The 15,483-nt window shown below is 46.4% G+C and carries 16 protein-coding genes; 4 read left to right on the top strand and 12 right to left on the bottom strand.

Features of this window, described 5'->3' with window-relative positions; all coding sequences use genetic code 11:
• Window positions 1–64: 64 nt before the first annotated feature.
• Window positions 65–1,279 (top strand): MFS transporter, encoded by a 1,215-nt coding sequence (locus tag DXN04_RS21605; RefSeq protein ID WP_233525655.1) that lies wholly within the window; start codon window positions 65–67, stop codon window positions 1,277–1,279.
• A gap of 224 nt (window positions 1,280–1,503) precedes the next feature.
• Window positions 1,504–2,010, top strand: a complete 507-nt coding sequence (locus DXN04_RS21600; protein WP_116855468.1) for a GNAT family N-acetyltransferase — start codon at window positions 1,504–1,506, stop codon at window positions 2,008–2,010.
• Between the two features lie 281 nt (window positions 2,011–2,291).
• On the opposite strand, the gene DXN04_RS21595 is transcribed toward DXN04_RS21600, so the two are convergent.
• From DXN04_RS21595 to DXN04_RS21575, 5 genes are all read right to left on the bottom strand, one after another.
• Window positions 2,292–3,605 carry a Gfo/Idh/MocA family protein gene (locus DXN04_RS21595; RefSeq protein WP_116855467.1) on the bottom strand — a complete coding sequence of 438 codons (1,314 nt, stop codon included), beginning with the start codon at window positions 3,603–3,605 and terminating at the stop codon, window positions 2,292–2,294.
• A gap of 40 nt (window positions 3,606–3,645) precedes the next feature.
• Window positions 3,646–4,413 (bottom strand): SDR family NAD(P)-dependent oxidoreductase, encoded by a 768-nt coding sequence (locus DXN04_RS21590; protein ID WP_116855466.1) that lies wholly within the window; start codon window positions 4,411–4,413, stop codon window positions 3,646–3,648.
• A 13-nt stretch (window positions 4,414–4,426) separates the two neighbouring features.
• Window positions 4,427–5,008, bottom strand: coding sequence for a TetR/AcrR family transcriptional regulator (locus DXN04_RS21585; RefSeq protein WP_116855465.1), 582 nt, complete (start codon window positions 5,006–5,008; stop codon window positions 4,427–4,429).
• A gap of 88 nt (window positions 5,009–5,096) precedes the next feature.
• Window positions 5,097–6,608 carry a MoxR family ATPase gene (locus DXN04_RS21580; protein ID WP_116855464.1) on the bottom strand — a complete coding sequence of 504 codons (1,512 nt, stop codon included), beginning with the start codon at window positions 6,606–6,608 and terminating at the stop codon, window positions 5,097–5,099.
• Window positions 6,609–6,693: 85 nt separating this feature from the next.
• Window positions 6,694–7,788 carry a vWA domain-containing protein gene (locus tag DXN04_RS21575; RefSeq protein ID WP_072366085.1) on the bottom strand — a complete coding sequence of 365 codons (1,095 nt, stop codon included), beginning with the start codon at window positions 7,786–7,788 and terminating at the stop codon, window positions 6,694–6,696.
• A 78-nt stretch (window positions 7,789–7,866) separates the two neighbouring features.
• Between DXN04_RS21575 and DXN04_RS21570 the strand changes: the two genes are divergently transcribed.
• On the top strand, window positions 7,867–9,264 hold the full coding sequence (locus tag DXN04_RS21570) for a carboxylesterase family protein (protein ID WP_158569100.1): 1,398 nt from the start codon (window positions 7,867–7,869) through the stop codon (window positions 9,262–9,264).
• Here the strand turns inward: DXN04_RS21570 and DXN04_RS21565 are convergent.
• Window positions 9,234–9,944 carry an alpha/beta fold hydrolase gene (locus DXN04_RS21565; RefSeq protein ID WP_116855462.1) on the bottom strand — a complete coding sequence of 237 codons (711 nt, stop codon included), beginning with the start codon at window positions 9,942–9,944 and terminating at the stop codon, window positions 9,234–9,236. The genes DXN04_RS21570 and DXN04_RS21565 overlap by 31 nt on opposite strands.
• 545 nt (window positions 9,945–10,489) lie before the next feature.
• On the opposite strand from DXN04_RS21565, the gene DXN04_RS21560 reads away from it, so the two are divergent.
• A complete protein-coding gene (locus tag DXN04_RS21560; protein WP_199415101.1) occupies window positions 10,490–11,581 on the top strand; it encodes an anaerobic sulfatase maturase in 1,092 nt (363 codons plus the stop codon).
• A 44-nt stretch (window positions 11,582–11,625) separates the two neighbouring features.
• Here the strand turns inward: DXN04_RS21560 and DXN04_RS21555 are convergent, their stop codons facing one another.
• From DXN04_RS21555 to DXN04_RS21535, 6 genes are all read right to left on the bottom strand, one after another.
• The gene (locus DXN04_RS21555) at window positions 11,626–11,913 is read right to left on the bottom strand and encodes a hypothetical protein (protein ID WP_116855460.1); all 288 of its coding nucleotides are present in this window, start codon (window positions 11,911–11,913) and stop codon (window positions 11,626–11,628) included.
• Window positions 11,914–12,061: 148 nt separating this feature from the next.
• Window positions 12,062–12,268: a hypothetical protein gene (locus DXN04_RS34610; protein ID WP_147320014.1), complete on the bottom strand. Its 207-nt coding sequence runs from the start codon at window positions 12,266–12,268 to the stop codon at window positions 12,062–12,064.
• Between the two features lie 69 nt (window positions 12,269–12,337).
• Window positions 12,338–12,736, bottom strand: coding sequence for a DoxX family protein (locus tag DXN04_RS21550; RefSeq protein WP_116855459.1), 399 nt, complete (start codon window positions 12,734–12,736; stop codon window positions 12,338–12,340).
• Between the two features lie 19 nt (window positions 12,737–12,755).
• Window positions 12,756–13,619 carry a serine hydrolase gene (locus tag DXN04_RS21545; RefSeq protein ID WP_116855458.1) on the bottom strand — a complete coding sequence of 288 codons (864 nt, stop codon included), beginning with the start codon at window positions 13,617–13,619 and terminating at the stop codon, window positions 12,756–12,758.
• A gap of 18 nt (window positions 13,620–13,637) precedes the next feature.
• A complete protein-coding gene (locus DXN04_RS21540) occupies window positions 13,638–14,327 on the bottom strand; it encodes a DUF2461 domain-containing protein (RefSeq protein WP_116855457.1) in 690 nt (229 codons plus the stop codon).
• 30 nt (window positions 14,328–14,357) lie between these two features.
• Complete coding sequence (locus DXN04_RS21535; RefSeq protein ID WP_116855456.1) at window positions 14,358–15,464, bottom strand: tetratricopeptide repeat protein; 1,107 nt, start codon at window positions 15,462–15,464, stop codon at window positions 14,358–14,360.
• Window positions 15,465–15,483: the final 19 nt, after the last annotated feature.

Genomic DNA, 15,483 nt, shown 5'->3' with positions numbered 1-15,483 from the left:
TAGAAAAATACCATGTTTACTAATCGAAGAGCCGTTATAAATTTGTGTAATAAATACAAGGATTATGCAAGCGGTAGCAGACCCCAGGGTGTTTAAGATGCGCCCTGAAAGACAAAAAGCGGTGAAAGGATGTTTACGTTATACACGTATCAAATTTGGTATCTTTTTGTCTGGGTTGTCGGTTTTTGCACAGTTATATCTGTTTCAGCCTATGCTTACTTTACTGTGCAAAGAATTTAACATCACCCCTGCCCATAGTAGTCTGGCAGTATCTGCCTGTACGGTGGGTATGGCGACGGGGTTGTTCTTATTTGCCTTTAAAGCCGACCGTTTCCCGAGAAAAAAACTGATGGTGAGTTCCATGATAATCTCTACAATCCTCACCCTGATTTCAGCAGCTGTCAGAAATTTTGAATTGCTGATTGCAATCAATTTCCTGAAAGGGATGGTATTGAGTGGAGTATCTGCAGTAGCACTGGCTTATCTGTCAGAAGAAGTAGATGCGAAATCACTGGGACAATCAATAAGTTTATACCTCGCCGGTAACACCATGGGTGGTATGATGGGCCGGGTAGGTGCTACACTGATGTCAGGCTGGTGGGGATGGCAGTGGGCCACAGTAGGTATTGGTGCAGGTAGCCTGGCTTTGGGCCTGGTATTCGCACATGTGTTCCCCAAATCCCGGCACTTTACACCTGCCAGGGTGCAGACAAGGCGGAAGCTGGAACATATGGGACAATTCCTGCGTGATCCATTGATCGTTCGCTTATACTTTGTAGCAGCATTGATCATGGGTGCTTTCGTCAGTGTCTATAATTATTTAGGCTTCCGTTTGGAAGGGGCACCTTTTTATCTGCCACATTACCTGATCGCATTCATCTTCCTGATGTATACTACAGGGGTAGCGGGTTCATTGGTGACCGGCAAGTGGTCTGACAGGCATCCTGCTGATAAAATTCTCCGTGTGTTCATGTTGTTGCTGGTACCTGGATTATTGTTCTTGCTGACTAAAAGTGTCGGCTTGATAATTATAGGTCTGGGCATCTTTACATTCGCATTTTTCGGTGCACATACCATGGCAAGCAAAATGGTAGCACAGCAGGCAAAACAAGGGAAGAGCACGGCAACGTCTTTATACTGGCTATTCTATTACCTTGGATCCAGTCTGCTGGGCAGTAGTACGGGTATAGCCTTACAAAAATGGAACTGGGAAATCTTTATTGGTGTATTATTTATGCTGGTGCTGGGATCGCTTTTATTGGTAAAGCCAAAAAAATAAATATTAATTACATATTAATTATTCAATACACTTTCTTTTTTAATATTTTTTGGTTATATTTGTTACCCTCCCTATTTGTACAGGGAAGTGAGCAGTAAGGCTTTGTGTACGCAAAGGATGCTGACGTTGAGTTAATTGTAAAGTAATATTTTACAGTAATAGATATCAAGCCTTCTGATGCTTCAGGAGGCTTTTGTTTTTTTGTAACCAAATCAAGAAAGTGTATGTTGGAAATTGTAGAAGTAACAAAGGATGATGTAAAAAGACTGGAGCAGGTAAAAGGCCTCTTCAGGGAGTATGCTAACTGGCTGAGTGTAGATCTGAGCTTTCAGCGTTTCGAAGAAGAATTAAGTAACCTGCCTGAACCTGCTTATGTAGCACCCGAAGGAGCACTGTTTTTGGCCCTTGTAGATGGTCAACCTGCCGGATGTGTTGCAGTAAGGGCTTTTGAAAATTCAACCTGCGAAATGAAACGCCTTTTTGTAAGAGATGCTTACAAAGGCCATGGGGTTGGAAAAGCGCTGGCAGCAAGTGCCATTGAAGCTGGTCGGAAATTGGGTTATAAACGTATTTTGCTGGACACCCTCGCTCACATGCGCCGTGCGATAGACCTTTATACAGGATTGGGTTTCAGACCTATCGCAGCTTATTACGACAATCCAATCAGTGATGCTGTTTATCTGTCTATGAGTCTTGAGACAGAAAATGAGAGTGCAGGCAATGCAGCTTAATTAATGCTGCTTTTTATAGCGTAACACCAGTGGTAATACATGCTCAATGATTGCCAGGTAACTGTTGTGTGATATTTACGCATTAAAGCGTACCTACCCCCTTGTGTTTTCCATTTATAGAATTTTGCAAAACTGTGAATGCCGATGGCAATGGGGAGAGGTATGTCTTCTACTCCCGGGAAGGGATATAAAAAACGCCCCTGAACACTGCTACCTTAAGTGTTAGTGTTCAAGGGCGGAAAAGATCGGCCTTCGGTCAGCCCCAAATTCAAATTGGCATTTTAAGAATGTGGCACCCGGTAGCCATTGTGATAATGTGGCATTATCAGCTTATTCCCGGCCTTTTCTTTGAAGCGCTGGTCATCTGTATTCCAATGCAACTTTAAGCCCGTTTTATAGGCTATATTGCCCATTTGAGCTACTTTAGCCACATGCGCACCTACCTGGATAGGGGCATGCAGGTCATCCAGTTTCCGGGATTTAATCACCTCCAGGAAATTGGTAGTATGTTTATCCAGCCCGTCATCGGATTTCAGTCTGCGTGGCACAGCTTCCATTTTATCTTTCCCGTTTTCTTTTTCAGGAATCACTTCCCAGCCACCCCTGTCCAAAACAAGGGTCCCTTTGTTCCCGATAAAGGCAATACCGTGGTCCCGGTTATAAGGCCCCCCGTTAATCCCGGTGGCGTGTTCCCACTGGATATTGAACCCTTCAAACTGGTATACTGTCGTAAGGGTATCCGGTGTTTCTGCAGCATCATCCGGGTAGGCAAATTTACCCCCGGCAGCCATGATAGACTGCGGATCTGTCGCTTTCATACCCAGCAATGCATAGTCAAGCAGGTGCACCCCCCAATCTGTCATCAATCCACCGGCATAATCCCAATACCAGCGGAAATTGAAGTGAAACCGGTTAGGGTTGAAAGGCCTTTTTTCCGCAGGGCCTAACCAGGTGTTATAATCCACCCCTGCAGGTACTTCGCTGTCAGGTAATACAGGAATAGAATGCATCCAGCCCATATAAGCCCAGGCTTTTACCAGGCGGATCTGACCCAGCTGGCCACTGTGTACAAAGGCAATCGCATCATTGAAGTGCTGCATACTGCGTTGCCACTGGCCTACCTGTACCACACGGTTTGTTCGTTCCTGGGCCGCGACCATAGCGCGGATTTCGGAGATAGAGTTACCGATAGGCTTTTCAACGTACACGTCCTTGCCGGCGGATACGGCATCTGTCATCTGCAGACAATGCCAGTGATCCGGCGTACCAATGATGACGGCATCTATATCCTTGTTGTCAAGCAACTGGCGGTAATCGCCATAGGTCTTTACCTGGATGCCCCTGGCGGCCAGTTCGGCAGCTCGTTTGTCAAGGACATTCTTATCTACATCACAAAGGGCTACGCAGGCGGCTGCGGGATTTTTCAGCATAGCTGTAAGGTCAGACCATCCCATTCCATTGATGCCGATGGCTGCGACATTAATCCTGTCACTGGGTGCCATGGCCCGCAATGTGGATGGGAGAGAAGCGGCTAGTCCGGCACCCGCTACAAGGGTAGACGCGGAACGGAGGAAGTTTCTGCGTGATGTGTTCATAAAGTGGAAATTGAGACTTCATACAAGATATAAAAATATCTTAGAGTATTGTATTTAATACTCCGCCATCTGCACGTAGCGCCGCACCATTGGTAGCTATAGATAATGGGGAAGCCAGGTAGGTGGCCAGTTGAGCGATTTCTTCCGGCTCAATAAATCTTTGTAAGAGGGAACCTGGATTCGTGGTTTCAAAAATATGCTGTTTTAGTACGGATGCCTCCATATGCTGCTGCGATGCGATTTGCTCCACCGCATTTTTGACACCGTCGGAATAGGTCGGTCCACCCAGGATGGTATTCACGGTGATTGCCGTGCCTTTGGTCAGTTGCGCAAGACCGCGGCTAATCGATAACATGGCCGTTTTGGTCATGCCATAATGGATCATGTTTGCAGGAATATTGACTCCCGATTCACTACTGATGAAAATAATCCTGCCCCATTTTTTCTCCAGCATAGCAGGCATAAGGGCACGCGATAAGCGTACACTGCTCATTACATTCACATTGAAGAAATGAAGCCAGTCAGCATCCGTAAGCTCAAAGAAAGACTTCAGTTCAAAGATACCGACATTGTTCACGAGAATGTCTACAGCCGGCACTTCATGTACTACATCGGCAATATCTCCTGCTATACCTGATACCTCACCCAGTGGCTGCAATTGCGCAACAGCCTGATCCAGTTTTTCTTTGTTTCTGCCATTGATAATGACAGCAGCGCCTTCTTTGAGTAACTGCGCCGCAATGGCAAAACCAATCCCCTGGGAAGAGCCGCTGATAAAGGCAGTCTTCCCCTTAAGTTGTAAATCCATGTTTGTAGCTGATTTAATTTAGTATTTCCAGTTGCATGTCTATTTGTTTGGCAAGAATTGTATTGTCTGGATACATGCGCCTTGTGACATTGATGCCATTCCAGAGCGTGATGAGATAGCGCCCCAGTATGGCGGGGTCTGTTTGATTTTTAATCATACCTTTTTTCTGTGCATCTGCGATGGTGGCGGTAAACATCGCTTCTACCTCTTTGAGTATGGTCACTGCTTCTGCCTCCAGCTCCGGATCCAGGTTCGCCATTTCCACCACTGTATTCACAATAATACAGCCCTGCATATGAGTGTGCTGATCGGCAGCAGCAATGCTGCGAAAGAAATCTTTAATGAGATCTACTGGTACCGCTGCCTGCTTTAAAGTTGCTTTGAATGCCGCAAAGGCCTCCCTGCGCTGCTGTATAGCTTTGCTGAATAGCTCTTTCTTTCCTCCTTTAAAAGCGTTGTAAAAGCTACCCGCACCAATGCCGATAGCCTGCAAAATATCCGGCAGGGAGGTAGCCGTATACCCCTTCTTCCAGAATACCTGCTGCGCCTTGGTGAGCGCTTCACTATTATCGTAAATGCTTGGTCTTCCTCTCATTTCTTTTTTGTAATGATCACTACAAAAATAGATAAAAAAAGGCTTCCACCAAGAGCGGAAGCCTTTTTTATTCAAAATTCAATGTTTTTTAGAAATCTTCACTTTCTTCTTCTTCTTCGGCGGCACTGGTCCCAAAATTCATCATAGTGCCCAGCAGGTCGCTGAACCTGGTTTCATTTTCCACGACCTTTTTACTGATCAGTGAGTAAGATGCCAGGCCATGCAGCACGAATTCCATCAGCAGCAGTTGCTCCTGTTTATTCGCCTGGGGAAAGCGGCCTTTAATCAGTTCTCTCAGTCCATCTACTTTTGACAGGGCAGTTTCGTATTGCTTATCGCTTACGTCCTGCAACAGTTGTACGGCATTCCCTTTGTCAAACCACTGGATGACTTGCCTGTAAGGGTTCTCCGCCTGTTGTACCTGTTTGCTGCGTTTCTTGAAAGAATCGGGATTCGGGAAGTAAGTTGCAAATAATGTACGGATAGATTTGTCGAGGAGGTTCACGGCCACCTGCAGCGGGCCTTCCTGTTCACCCTCGTACACCAGTTCGATCTTACCGGTAATGGCCGGAATGATACCCTGCAGATCTGCGATCCGTACAAATGTTTCCTTCTCCCCATTAATGATAGCCCTGCGTTCACCTGCACTCACCGCATTTTCGTATGCGGCAATAGTAAGACGCGCAGATACACCGGATTTCTTATCTACGTATTCGCTGTTACGTGCTTCGAAGGCCACCTGTTCGATCATGCGCTTGATCATATCACTGATATGTACATGTTGCTGTTCTGCATGTACATTGGCTTCCTGTTCGGTAATGAGCAGAGAGTTTTCCACGTTCTTTGGATAGTGGGTGATGATCTGGCTTTCGATACGGTCCTTCAGTGGCGTAACGATTGAACCACGGTTGGTATAATCTTCCGGGTTCGCGGTAAAAATGAAGAGGATATCCAGCGGCATACGTACTTTGAAGCCACGGATCTGTATATCGCCTTCCTGCAGGATGTTGAACAGGGATACCTGTATACGGGCCTGCAGATCGGGCAGTTCGTTGATGACGAAGATGCCGCGGTTAGAGCGGGGAATGATACCGAAGTGGATCACCCTTTCATCAGCGTAGTTCAGTTTCAGATTTGCTGCTTTGATAGGATCGATGTCCCCTACCAGGTCGGCAACTGATACATCCGGCGTAGCGAGTTTTTCGCCATAGCGGGCTTCTGCCGGTAGCCAAGAGATGGGAGTGGCATCGCCAAGTTCAGCAACCAGGTCCCTGGCGTATTTAGACAATGGTTCGAAGGGACTGTCATTCACTTCAGAACCTTCCACGATGGGAATATATCCATCGAGCAGGGAGATCATTTGCCTTGCCATACGGGTTTTAGCCTGTCCGCGGAGACCGAGGAACAGGATATTGTGCCTGGACAGCAAAGCTCTTTCTGTGTCGGGGATGACGGTATCTTCGTAACCGATGATACCTGGGAAAGTGATCTCTTTTTGCTGTAGTTTTTTAATCAGGTTTTGTCTGATCTCTTCCTTTACTGACTTTGGTTGATATCCACTCTTCTTTAACTCACCTAACGTGCTGATGTTGATATTCATTAATTGATAAAGTTTTACTGATTACAATTGAAATTTGGGCGTTTTTGCTGTTTTACAATTCTAAATAAAAAAGGATGCGTGCATTTTACAGCACTTTCCTCTTCCCATTTTCAAAATCAAAAAACAGGAATTGTCCCAGCTTGTCCAGCCCGGAGAAAAACGCCTTCCCGTTATTTGTTTCCGTGAACTCGGTCACAAACTTCTGCAACCACGGGTCGGTCGCTACCATGAAGGTAGTGATGGGAATCTTCAGCTTTTTACATTGAGCCGCGAGGTTCAGAGTGCGGTTCAGGATCTTGCGGTCAAGGCCGAAGCTGTTTTTGTAGTACTGTTTGCCGACTTTGAGACAGGTAGGTTTTCCGTCAGTGATCATAAAGATCTGTTTGTTGGGATTCCGTCGCCTGCGCAGGATGTCCATGGCAAGTTCCAGGCCAGCCACCGTATTGGTGTGGTAGGGCCCTACCTGCAGGTAAGGAAGATCTTTGATTTCTATCTGCCAGGCATCGTTGCCAAAAACGATGATGTCCAGTGTGTCCTTTGGATAGCGGGTGGTGATGAGTTCACTCAGGGCCATGGCTACCTTTTTGGCTGGGGTGATGCGGTCCTCACCGTAGAGGATCATGGAGTGGGAGATGTCGATCATCAGGGCGGTAGACGTTTGTGTTTTGAAATCCGTTTCCTGTATTTCAAGGTCGTCCTGATGTATGGAGAAGCTCTCGATGCCATGATTGATCTGGGCATTGCGGATGGACGCTGTCATGTCGATCTGTTCCAGTGCGTCACCAAACTGGTAAGGTCTGGAATCTGCGTTGAGTTCATCACCCTGCCCGGATTTACGGGTGTTGTGGTTACCCACGTTTGACTTTTTCAGTTTACCGAAGATCTCTTCGAGGGCACGTTTGCGGATGTTCTGTTCGGTTTTTCCGGTGATCTGAATACTCCCGTTTTCTTCGTTGTCGCGGATGTATCCTTTTTCCTTTAGTTCCTGAATGAAGTCTCCGATCCCGTAGTCTTCGTTGGTCAGCTGGTATTCTTTGTCCAGTTCGGTCAGCCATTGCAGTGCTTCGCTAACGTCGCCACTGGTGTAAGTCAGCAGTTGGGTAAACACGTCAAGTAGTTTGTCAAATGGCGATTTTCCCTGCTCGTCGGGTTCAAATTTGGAAAAATGTAAGCCTCTCATAATAGTTCTAAATTAGTGAATTTAGTTGACAGTCACAGACAGCATCAGGATGTGCGGGATTTTTTTAATTTTATGTTTATGTTAAGATCAATATTTCCTGCATTGGCCCTCCTTTTCCAATGCTCTATTTCCACGGCTCAGACAGTTAAAACAACCCGCGGTTACATCAAAGGCACTGAAGAACAGGGCATCCTCGTTTTCAAAGGAATTCCATATGCCAGCGCAGCGCGCTTTAAAGCGCCCACTCCCAGACCCGCATGGAAAGACACACTTTCGTGCACTGCATTCGGACCGGTGGCACCGCAGTTCGACGGTAAGGTGGTAGGTGATGAAGATTGCCTGCGCCTGAACCTCTATACACCCGGTTTAAAAGGGAAAAAGCCCGTAGTGGTTTGGGTACATGGCGGAGGTATGACAGGCGGTACCGGCATGTGGATGAACGGTCACGCATTTGCAGACCATGACAGTATTATTACAATTACCATCAATTATCGCCTGGGTGCATTGGGATTTTTGTACCTGGATGATGTTCCCGGTTATGAAACGGCACCTAATAACGCAGTGCTGGACCTGATAGCCTCTTTACAATGGATCAGGGAAAACATCGCGGCTTTTGGAGGCAATCCAGATAAAATCACGGTAATGGGAGAATCTGCCGGTGCCAAGCTAAGTAGTGTACTCCTTGTTGCACCAGGGGCCAAAGGTAAATACCAGCAACTGGTATTGGAAAGTGGTGGCGTAAACTGTATCAGGGATACGACTACGGCCAGGGCTATCAGGCAGCGCCTGATGGATACCCTGGGTATCTCTGATCCGAAACAGTTTCTCACCTTAACAGTGCAGGACATCATTGCTGCCCAGGCGAAAGTGCTGAAAGGTGCCTCCGGAACGAATTATTTCGGACCTATGGCAGACAATAAAATTATTTATAGTGATGCATACAACTGGCTGCAAAAGCATCCGCTTAAAAATGTAAGGGTATTGCTGGGGAGTAATAAAGCAGAAGCCCTGCTGTTTATGAATATAGATAAACGGCTGTATCATCCGGATGCAACCGTATTGAGGGATTGGTTTGGCAGGAACGGTGACCTGGTGCACCCACCAATGGATACAGCCGGAATTATACAAACGCTGAGCCGTATTATGTACCAGCTGCATACCTACCGCCTGGCAAATGTATTAGGGGCGCAGAAGGCCAATGTATGGTTATATTCATTCGAGCAGCCCGCCCATGGCAAACCTGCTACCCATGGGCAGGAGTTGGGATACATCTGGGGCAGTAATCAGCCACTGGAAAATCCTGCCCTGCAGTCAAAGATCCATGCGGACTGGGTGAATTTTATCAAAGGGAAAAATCCCTGGACAAAATATGATAGCCGGAAACTGGGGATGATTTATGGGGAACCTACATACGAGGGGCAGATTCCTGGTTATGAAGATCCGAATTATCCGGCAATGGGCTTTTTACTGGATTGATGATTTAAAACAATAGCAGCGACTAACTGCGCATTGACCAGTTCTGCCGGGTGCGGGGTATGGGGTAAGACCCCGAATCCGGCATCCGGCAGTAGTTTATATACCTGGATCGTTTCTTCAAAAGAAACCATGCGGTCCCTGTCTCCTAAGAGTAACAATACCGGGATAGTGATGTGCTTAAAATCATCTGCCTGCAATGGATTTTTTGCACCCATTTCCATCATCATCTCAGCAGTTTTTTCTACCACGATCTTCCAGTCTGCCGGTGCATGCATCTTTTCCAAAGAATCAGCAAATGCAGGGACTTTCTCCTTCATCAGGGCCGGTTGCAGCATTTTTGTCTCTTTTAATGCCGTAACAGGGTCCCAGTGGAATTTGGTACCAAGGGTAATAACCCTGTCTACCAGGGAGGGCTGTGTAGCTGCTAAATGCAATGCAACATAACCACCCATACTGGCACCGAAAATGCTGAGGTGCTCCAGCTGCTGCGTACGAATATAATCCGCTACCGCTGCAGAAAAGAAAGGAATGGAAAAAGGCGCATCTGCTATTGGCTGACCGCCATGTCCGGGAAAATCATACAGGTGAATAGTGTAATGATCAGATAATGCTTCGGCAATGGCGCGAAGCTGATAGGAGGTACCAATGGCACCGTGGAGTACGAGTAAGTGGGGTTTCATCCCTGCAAAATAAAGAAAAACATGTTAGTACTTCCTTTTGAATGTAATAAAGCCGGCCCCGGAGATGCTTTGATTTTTGAAAGAGAAACCTGATTGATAAAGAAAAGGCCGGAATGCCTACCCAATAAGCATCCCAGCCTTCGCTGTTTATTTGGAACATGAAACGGTTAATAATGATAATATCCGCCACCATGATAATGATGATGATGATAAGGACGGGGACCATACCCTGGGCCACGTTCTACTAAGCAGCTACTTAAGCTAAGGGTACCAACGAATAATGTTGCGATGATGAAATATTTATACGTTTTCATGATATTTAAATTTGAATAAACTGTGATCAATAAAGGTGTTTAAGTCAGCGTCTGCAGGCGTTTTTTTAAACTTCTGATATAGTAAATGAGAAAAGTGTGCCAGAGTCAAAATTGAATTGTTATTTACTGTTAAAGCGTCTGTAATCCGCTGTGGGAGAATGATCGCCGTCATAGTTTAACCTCTTTTTTTCTCTTAGGTTTGTGCCTATGATGCAAATTCCTTTCAATTTAATGGCAAAACCTGCGGGTGCTACCTGCAACCTGCAATGCTCTTATTGTTATTACCTGGAAAAGGGAACTCCATATATGGAAGATGCCGTCCTGGAAGCATATATCCGGCACTATATCAATGAGCAACCCAGTCACCAGGTGGATTTCGTCTGGCAGGGAGGTGAGGCGACCCTGCAGGGGATTCCGTTTTTTAAAAAGGCATTGCAGCTGCAAAAGCAATATAGAAATGGGAAGGTGATTACAAATGCTTTTCAGACAAATGGTACATTATTGAATGAGGACTGGTGCCGTTTCTTCCGGGATAATAATTTCCTGGTAGGCATCTCCATCGATGGCCCTGCGGAATTGCATGATCCATACAGGGTGAATAAGGGAGGGAAAGGCACTTTTAAACAGGTGATGCGTGGCTTGCAGCTCTTGCTGAAGTACAGGGTAGAATTCAATACGCTCACAGTGGTGCACGACCTGAATGCAAAGCATCCGCTGGAAGTATATCGCTTTCTGAAAAGGGAGGGGAGTGAGTACATGCAGTTCATTCCACTGGTAGGTAAAAAAGAAGCGGTCAAGCCCCTGGAATTCGGGCGCTTTATGATTAGCATCTTCGACGAGTGGGTGAAGAGAGATGTAGGCCGCTATTTTGTACCTGTTTTCGATGCTGCGCTGGCAAATGAAGCAGGTGTGCCGGCAGGTAGTTGTGTATTCAATGATTATTGCGGACAATCGCTTGTCGTCGAGCATAACGGTGATGTATATGCCTGTGATCATTTTGTAGAGCCGCAATTTAAAGTTGGAAATATATTGACAGGAAGTTTGCAACAGGTGATGCACTCAGAGAAGCAGCAGGCTTTTGGCCTGAATAAGTTCAGGCTGCTTTCGGCAGCCTGTTGCAGGTGTGATGTGTATAAATATTGTCGGGGAGAATGCCCGAAGAACAGGCTGCCAGATGGTCTGAATTATCTTTGTGAAGGCTACGGTCTGTTCTTCAGGCATATCCGTCCATATCTGCAATTTATGGCCAATGAACTGGCCCATCAGCGATCTCCTGCGAATGTGATGCGTTATGCATCTTCAAAATTCCCGCCATTGAATTAAAGCTATTGAATTGAAGCTATCGCCGGCGAAGCAAATGTGATGCGCTAAGCTTCAGCAGGTTTTCCACCTTTGAACTGAGGAGGCAGCAGACTGATTTGACGACTGATCGTTTCAGCAATTTGCCTGCCCTGTTCACTCAGACCGGATGCATCATAAGTAGGTGCTCCCTCCTTATCGGTTTCAGCCTGAATCATTTCAAATCCTGCCGGGATCTGATCACTGAAATGCTTGTTTGGAGTTACATGATAGACAATGGAATGATCGCGTTGTTCGAATTCCAGGTCCAGCATGAACTGTTGCCCATCTAAGTTGATTGTGATTTGCCTGGTCATATGTTTGAGTTTATAACTGTAGGGCAAAACGCAGGCCATAAGTCAGCAATTCCACAGCAGGAATTGCCCCTGTTTTCATAGTAGTGATTCAACCCACATATACCATGAAAAACTATTACCCTTTGCATGCTGATGCATTTCCAATGCTTTATTGACCAAACTTTGTTCTTTCCCTGTGCGGAAGGTTTCCGACGCTCTGCCAGCGGTGGGCGGGATGGGTGCCGGGTACATCGTGACCAACCTGAACGATAGATGAAGCGGTTCCCTGTAGGATGTCGTAAGTAAGCCTGACAGAATTGTTGTGGCGGAGGCAGGCGGTGCCATCCATGTCAATTCCCGGATTGTGGTGTCTCAAAACATCACCATTGCGGGGCAGACTGCACCCGAAGACGGAATTATGGTGTATGGCAACAGTATTCCTGTTTTAATGCGATCTGCCTGCCGGTGATCGTAGCACATTAGTAGCCCATAATACCCAAAGTATCAATACAGGCTGGAAGAAGAGTCGAATGAGTCGTAAAGTGTCTGTATTGAGCCCAAATGCATCCCTGTGATGAACGTATTGTGCAATATTGCCCGGAAATACCAGTACAAAGAAAAGTGCGATGAACAAGCCGACCTGTACGCGGTATTTCCGGACAAAGATCAGGGCAAGGCCCATCAGAATTTCCACGACACCAGAGAGTAGTACCACCAGGTCAGCGTTCATAGGAACAAAAGAAGGCACCTGGGCCTCAAATTCATACCTGGCAAAGCTTAGGTGCCCGGTACCGGCAAAGATCAAAAATAAGCCCAGTAAAATGCGAAATATATTGCGGATCATAAAGAGTGTATGCTAAATATCATGCCTTTTTCTTTTCAAAATACTCCCATAGGTATTTAGATACCTTTCTGATGAGGGCAGATGCCTCATTATCATCCGTCCAGCTTTGGTCGGCAATATTCTTGGTGCCAATATAAAATACATATTCCCCATGTGGGGCATTCACATACACGACTTCAGACCGGGATTCATCTACCGCTCCTGATTTATGAGCAGCCTGTACATAGGGAGGGATTGCGGAGATGGCCCCCTCATCATAATAAGGGTGGGTCATGAGGCGGTACATTCTTTCTGAAGCTGATTTACTGATAATCTCTCCATTACGGATCTTCAGCATCAGGGTAGCCATCTCACGGGGAGTGGTCATGCCCCAGCCATAGATCTTCCAGATCTCCTGCCGGCCGGCCGTTCGGGAATTGACCCTGGTAACCTGCATCCCGTACTGCTCCATGAGCTGGTTGATGCGTTCTCCACCACCAGCCAGTGCCTGGTTCCAGAGAGATGCCGTGTTATCGCTGTAAGACATCATGAGGGCCAGGAGTACACTTAGCTCCGTATCCGAACTGTCTTTGAAATACTGCATGATGCCGGAACCGCCGTATTTGGCGCTGTCCCGGTATACGAGTGGCTGGTGGTATTGTAATTCCCCTTTCTCAATCTTATCGAATACACCAATCAGGATGGGAATCTTTACAATACTGGCAGTAGGAAATACACTGTCGGCATTAATTTCGGCATAGTGCCCCGTTTTCAGGTTGCGAACATAGATCCCTACATCCCCGCGGAAGCCGGAGATTACATTGCGCAGCCCTTTTTCCAGTTGCTGGTCATGCTGTGCAAAGACAAAAGAAGGAATGAGTAGTAAGAGATAGAGAAACTTCATATCTGTAAGATATGAAATTTACGCTCCATTTCCATTAGATGTCAGTACCTCGCTCATATAGTCAAAAAACGGGCGCATGGCTTTAAACGTCTTATTCGCCTCGTCCAGGAAGTTTTCTTCCATCACCTGTTCATCTGTAAACCGCCTGATGAGCAGGTATTGTTTGAACCGCAGCAGGTCAATGGCTTCATGATCAGCAGGATAGCCCTTAGGCGCTTTCTTTAATTGCTCACCTTCCAGTTTTCCGAATGAGGAAGTAAATGCCTTGCTTTGCAGGATTTTTTGCAGGGGTCTTGGATCGAAGTAGATATCATCCCTGATCAGTTTCAGATCGGCAGGAACGGGGCCAAAAAAGCCGCCAGCCAGGAAACTGTTTCCTTGTTCTATATGGAAATAATACCCACCTCTCCTTTGTTTGGTTGCACGTTTGAAACTTCCGCTCCAATGGGTTTTGTAGGGTGTCTTATCCTGTGAAAAACGGGTATCTCTGTAGATGCGGTACAGGCTTTTCCTGCCGGAAGGAGTTTCGATCAGGTCGTGTGTATTTAGTTTACCCAGCAGGGCTTCAGCAAAGTTTTCAAGGTGCTGCAACTCCTGCTGGTAAACTGATTTATGTTCATTGAACCATTCGCGGTTGTTATTCTTCTTTAGGTCCCCGAGAAATTTAAATCCCGATGCAGGTATAATTACCTGTGATTGTTTTGCCATGACAATGAAAATTGAAGGGCAAAGATAGGCTTAATGCGTTTGTTTTTTATCATCCAGTATTTTCAGCACGGCAGCTTTCAGATCATCGTACTTTGAGCTGTCATCAAAGTGCTGTTCATAAACATGATGGCCGCTGTCATCCTTAGCACTAAGCACATATGGCATACCTCCCTCACTGCCTTCAATTGGAACGGTATATTCCGTCTGGATCGTCATTTCCACCGAATCCGGATAAGGCTTCACCACAAAAATAGTCTTGTTATATCTTTTGTCCGAGCTACCATGCTCGTATCTTTCATATACCACAATGTCTTTCCTGTTCCACTTAAACATGTCCAGGCAAAAGCGGTCATTCAGTTCACCATCCAGGTTGCCATCGCGCTGCGCACCGTACAATTTTGCCTTGAACCGGTCGCCTGTTATATAGTCCTTATTGTGGTAGCAGATCTGGATCATTTTGGTCATCGCCACATAGTTCGCCGTATCTATTTCCAAGAGTTCCTGTACCACCGGCAATGCCAAATCATGCCTGCCTTCTTTGATTTCAAGATCACAGATGCCGATGCAGGCTGTCTGGTAATCCTCCCCATCTTTCAGGAGTTTATCTTTTACTTTATAAAAAACAGCCAGTGCTTTTTCATTCTCATTGCGTTCAGTGTAAATCTGGCCAATCAGTATATTCGCGTGGCCATCGTCATCCGGGAGTTCACTGGCTTTGGTCAGCACATCCAGGGCCTGCGGGATCTTATTCAGGTGGCGGTAGGCGATCCCTAATCCTACATAGTTGCGGGAGCTGACATCACAGTCCTGTGCCTTTGAAAAAGCGGCTATTGCCTCCTCGTATTGCTCCATCGTCAGGAATATGTTTCCTTTCAGGTAATAGGAGCGGGGATCCCTGGGCGATTTTGCACTGGCCAGGTTCAGGATAGCCAGCGCCTTGTCATTTTGTGCAGACATATGATATGCGGTGCCAAGGACCTGTAAGGCCGGTGCAGATAAAGTATCGGGTAAGGTGGTGGCTGCGATAATATCCTGCCAGTTCTCAGCTCTGGCCAGTATTCTAAATCGTACGCTGTCCTGGGCGTAACTTTGGTACAGGGCGCAACAACAACAGATGGTTGCGAAAATCTTTTTCATATATAGGGATCGTTTTTTC

The organism is Chitinophaga silvisoli, from assembly GCF_003412465.1.
GTDB classification, from domain to species: Bacteria; Bacteroidota; Bacteroidia; order Chitinophagales; family Chitinophagaceae; genus Chitinophaga; species Chitinophaga silvisoli.
Note: the sequence above shows the minus strand (reverse complement) of the source record. Positions and strands in the feature narration are given on the sequence as shown.

Bases quoted from the DNA above. Each gene is read 5' to 3' on its own strand.
- DXN04_RS21585 (WP_116855465.1), bottom strand. From the start codon at position 5,008: ATGAGAGGAAGACCAAGCATTTACGATAATAGTGAAGCGCTCACCAAG.
- DXN04_RS21565 (WP_116855462.1), bottom strand. From the start codon at position 9,944: ATGAAACCCCACTTACTCGTACTCCACGGTGCCATTGGTACCTCCTAT.
- DXN04_RS21590 (WP_116855466.1), bottom strand. From the start codon at position 4,413: ATGGATTTACAACTTAAGGGGAAGACTGCCTTTATCAGCGGCTCTTCC.
- DXN04_RS21555 (WP_116855460.1), bottom strand. From the start codon at position 11,913: ATGACCAGGCAAATCACAATCAACTTAGATGGGCAACAGTTCATGCTG.
- DXN04_RS21570 (WP_158569100.1), top strand. From the start codon at position 7,867: ATGTTAAGATCAATATTTCCTGCATTGGCCCTCCTTTTCCAATGCTCT.
- DXN04_RS21540 (WP_116855457.1), bottom strand. From the start codon at position 14,327: ATGGCAAAACAATCACAGGTAATTATACCTGCATCGGGATTTAAATTT.
- DXN04_RS21600 (WP_116855468.1), top strand. From the start codon at position 1,504: ATGTTGGAAATTGTAGAAGTAACAAAGGATGATGTAAAAAGACTGGAG.
- DXN04_RS21575 (WP_072366085.1), bottom strand. From the start codon at position 7,788: ATGAGAGGCTTACATTTTTCCAAATTTGAACCCGACGAGCAGGGAAAA.
- DXN04_RS21560 (WP_199415101.1), top strand. From the start codon at position 10,490: ATGGCAAAACCTGCGGGTGCTACCTGCAACCTGCAATGCTCTTATTGT.
- DXN04_RS21535 (WP_116855456.1), bottom strand. From the start codon at position 15,464: ATGAAAAAGATTTTCGCAACCATCTGTTGTTGTTGCGCCCTGTACCAA.
- DXN04_RS21550 (WP_116855459.1), bottom strand. From the start codon at position 12,736: ATGATCCGCAATATATTTCGCATTTTACTGGGCTTATTTTTGATCTTT.
- DXN04_RS21595 (WP_116855467.1), bottom strand. From the start codon at position 3,605: ATGAACACATCACGCAGAAACTTCCTCCGTTCCGCGTCTACCCTTGTA.
- DXN04_RS21545 (WP_116855458.1), bottom strand. From the start codon at position 13,619: ATGAAGTTTCTCTATCTCTTACTACTCATTCCTTCTTTTGTCTTTGCA.
- DXN04_RS21580 (WP_116855464.1), bottom strand. From the start codon at position 6,608: ATGAATATCAACATCAGCACGTTAGGTGAGTTAAAGAAGAGTGGATAT.
- DXN04_RS21605 (WP_233525655.1), top strand. From the start codon at position 65: ATGCAAGCGGTAGCAGACCCCAGGGTGTTTAAGATGCGCCCTGAAAGA.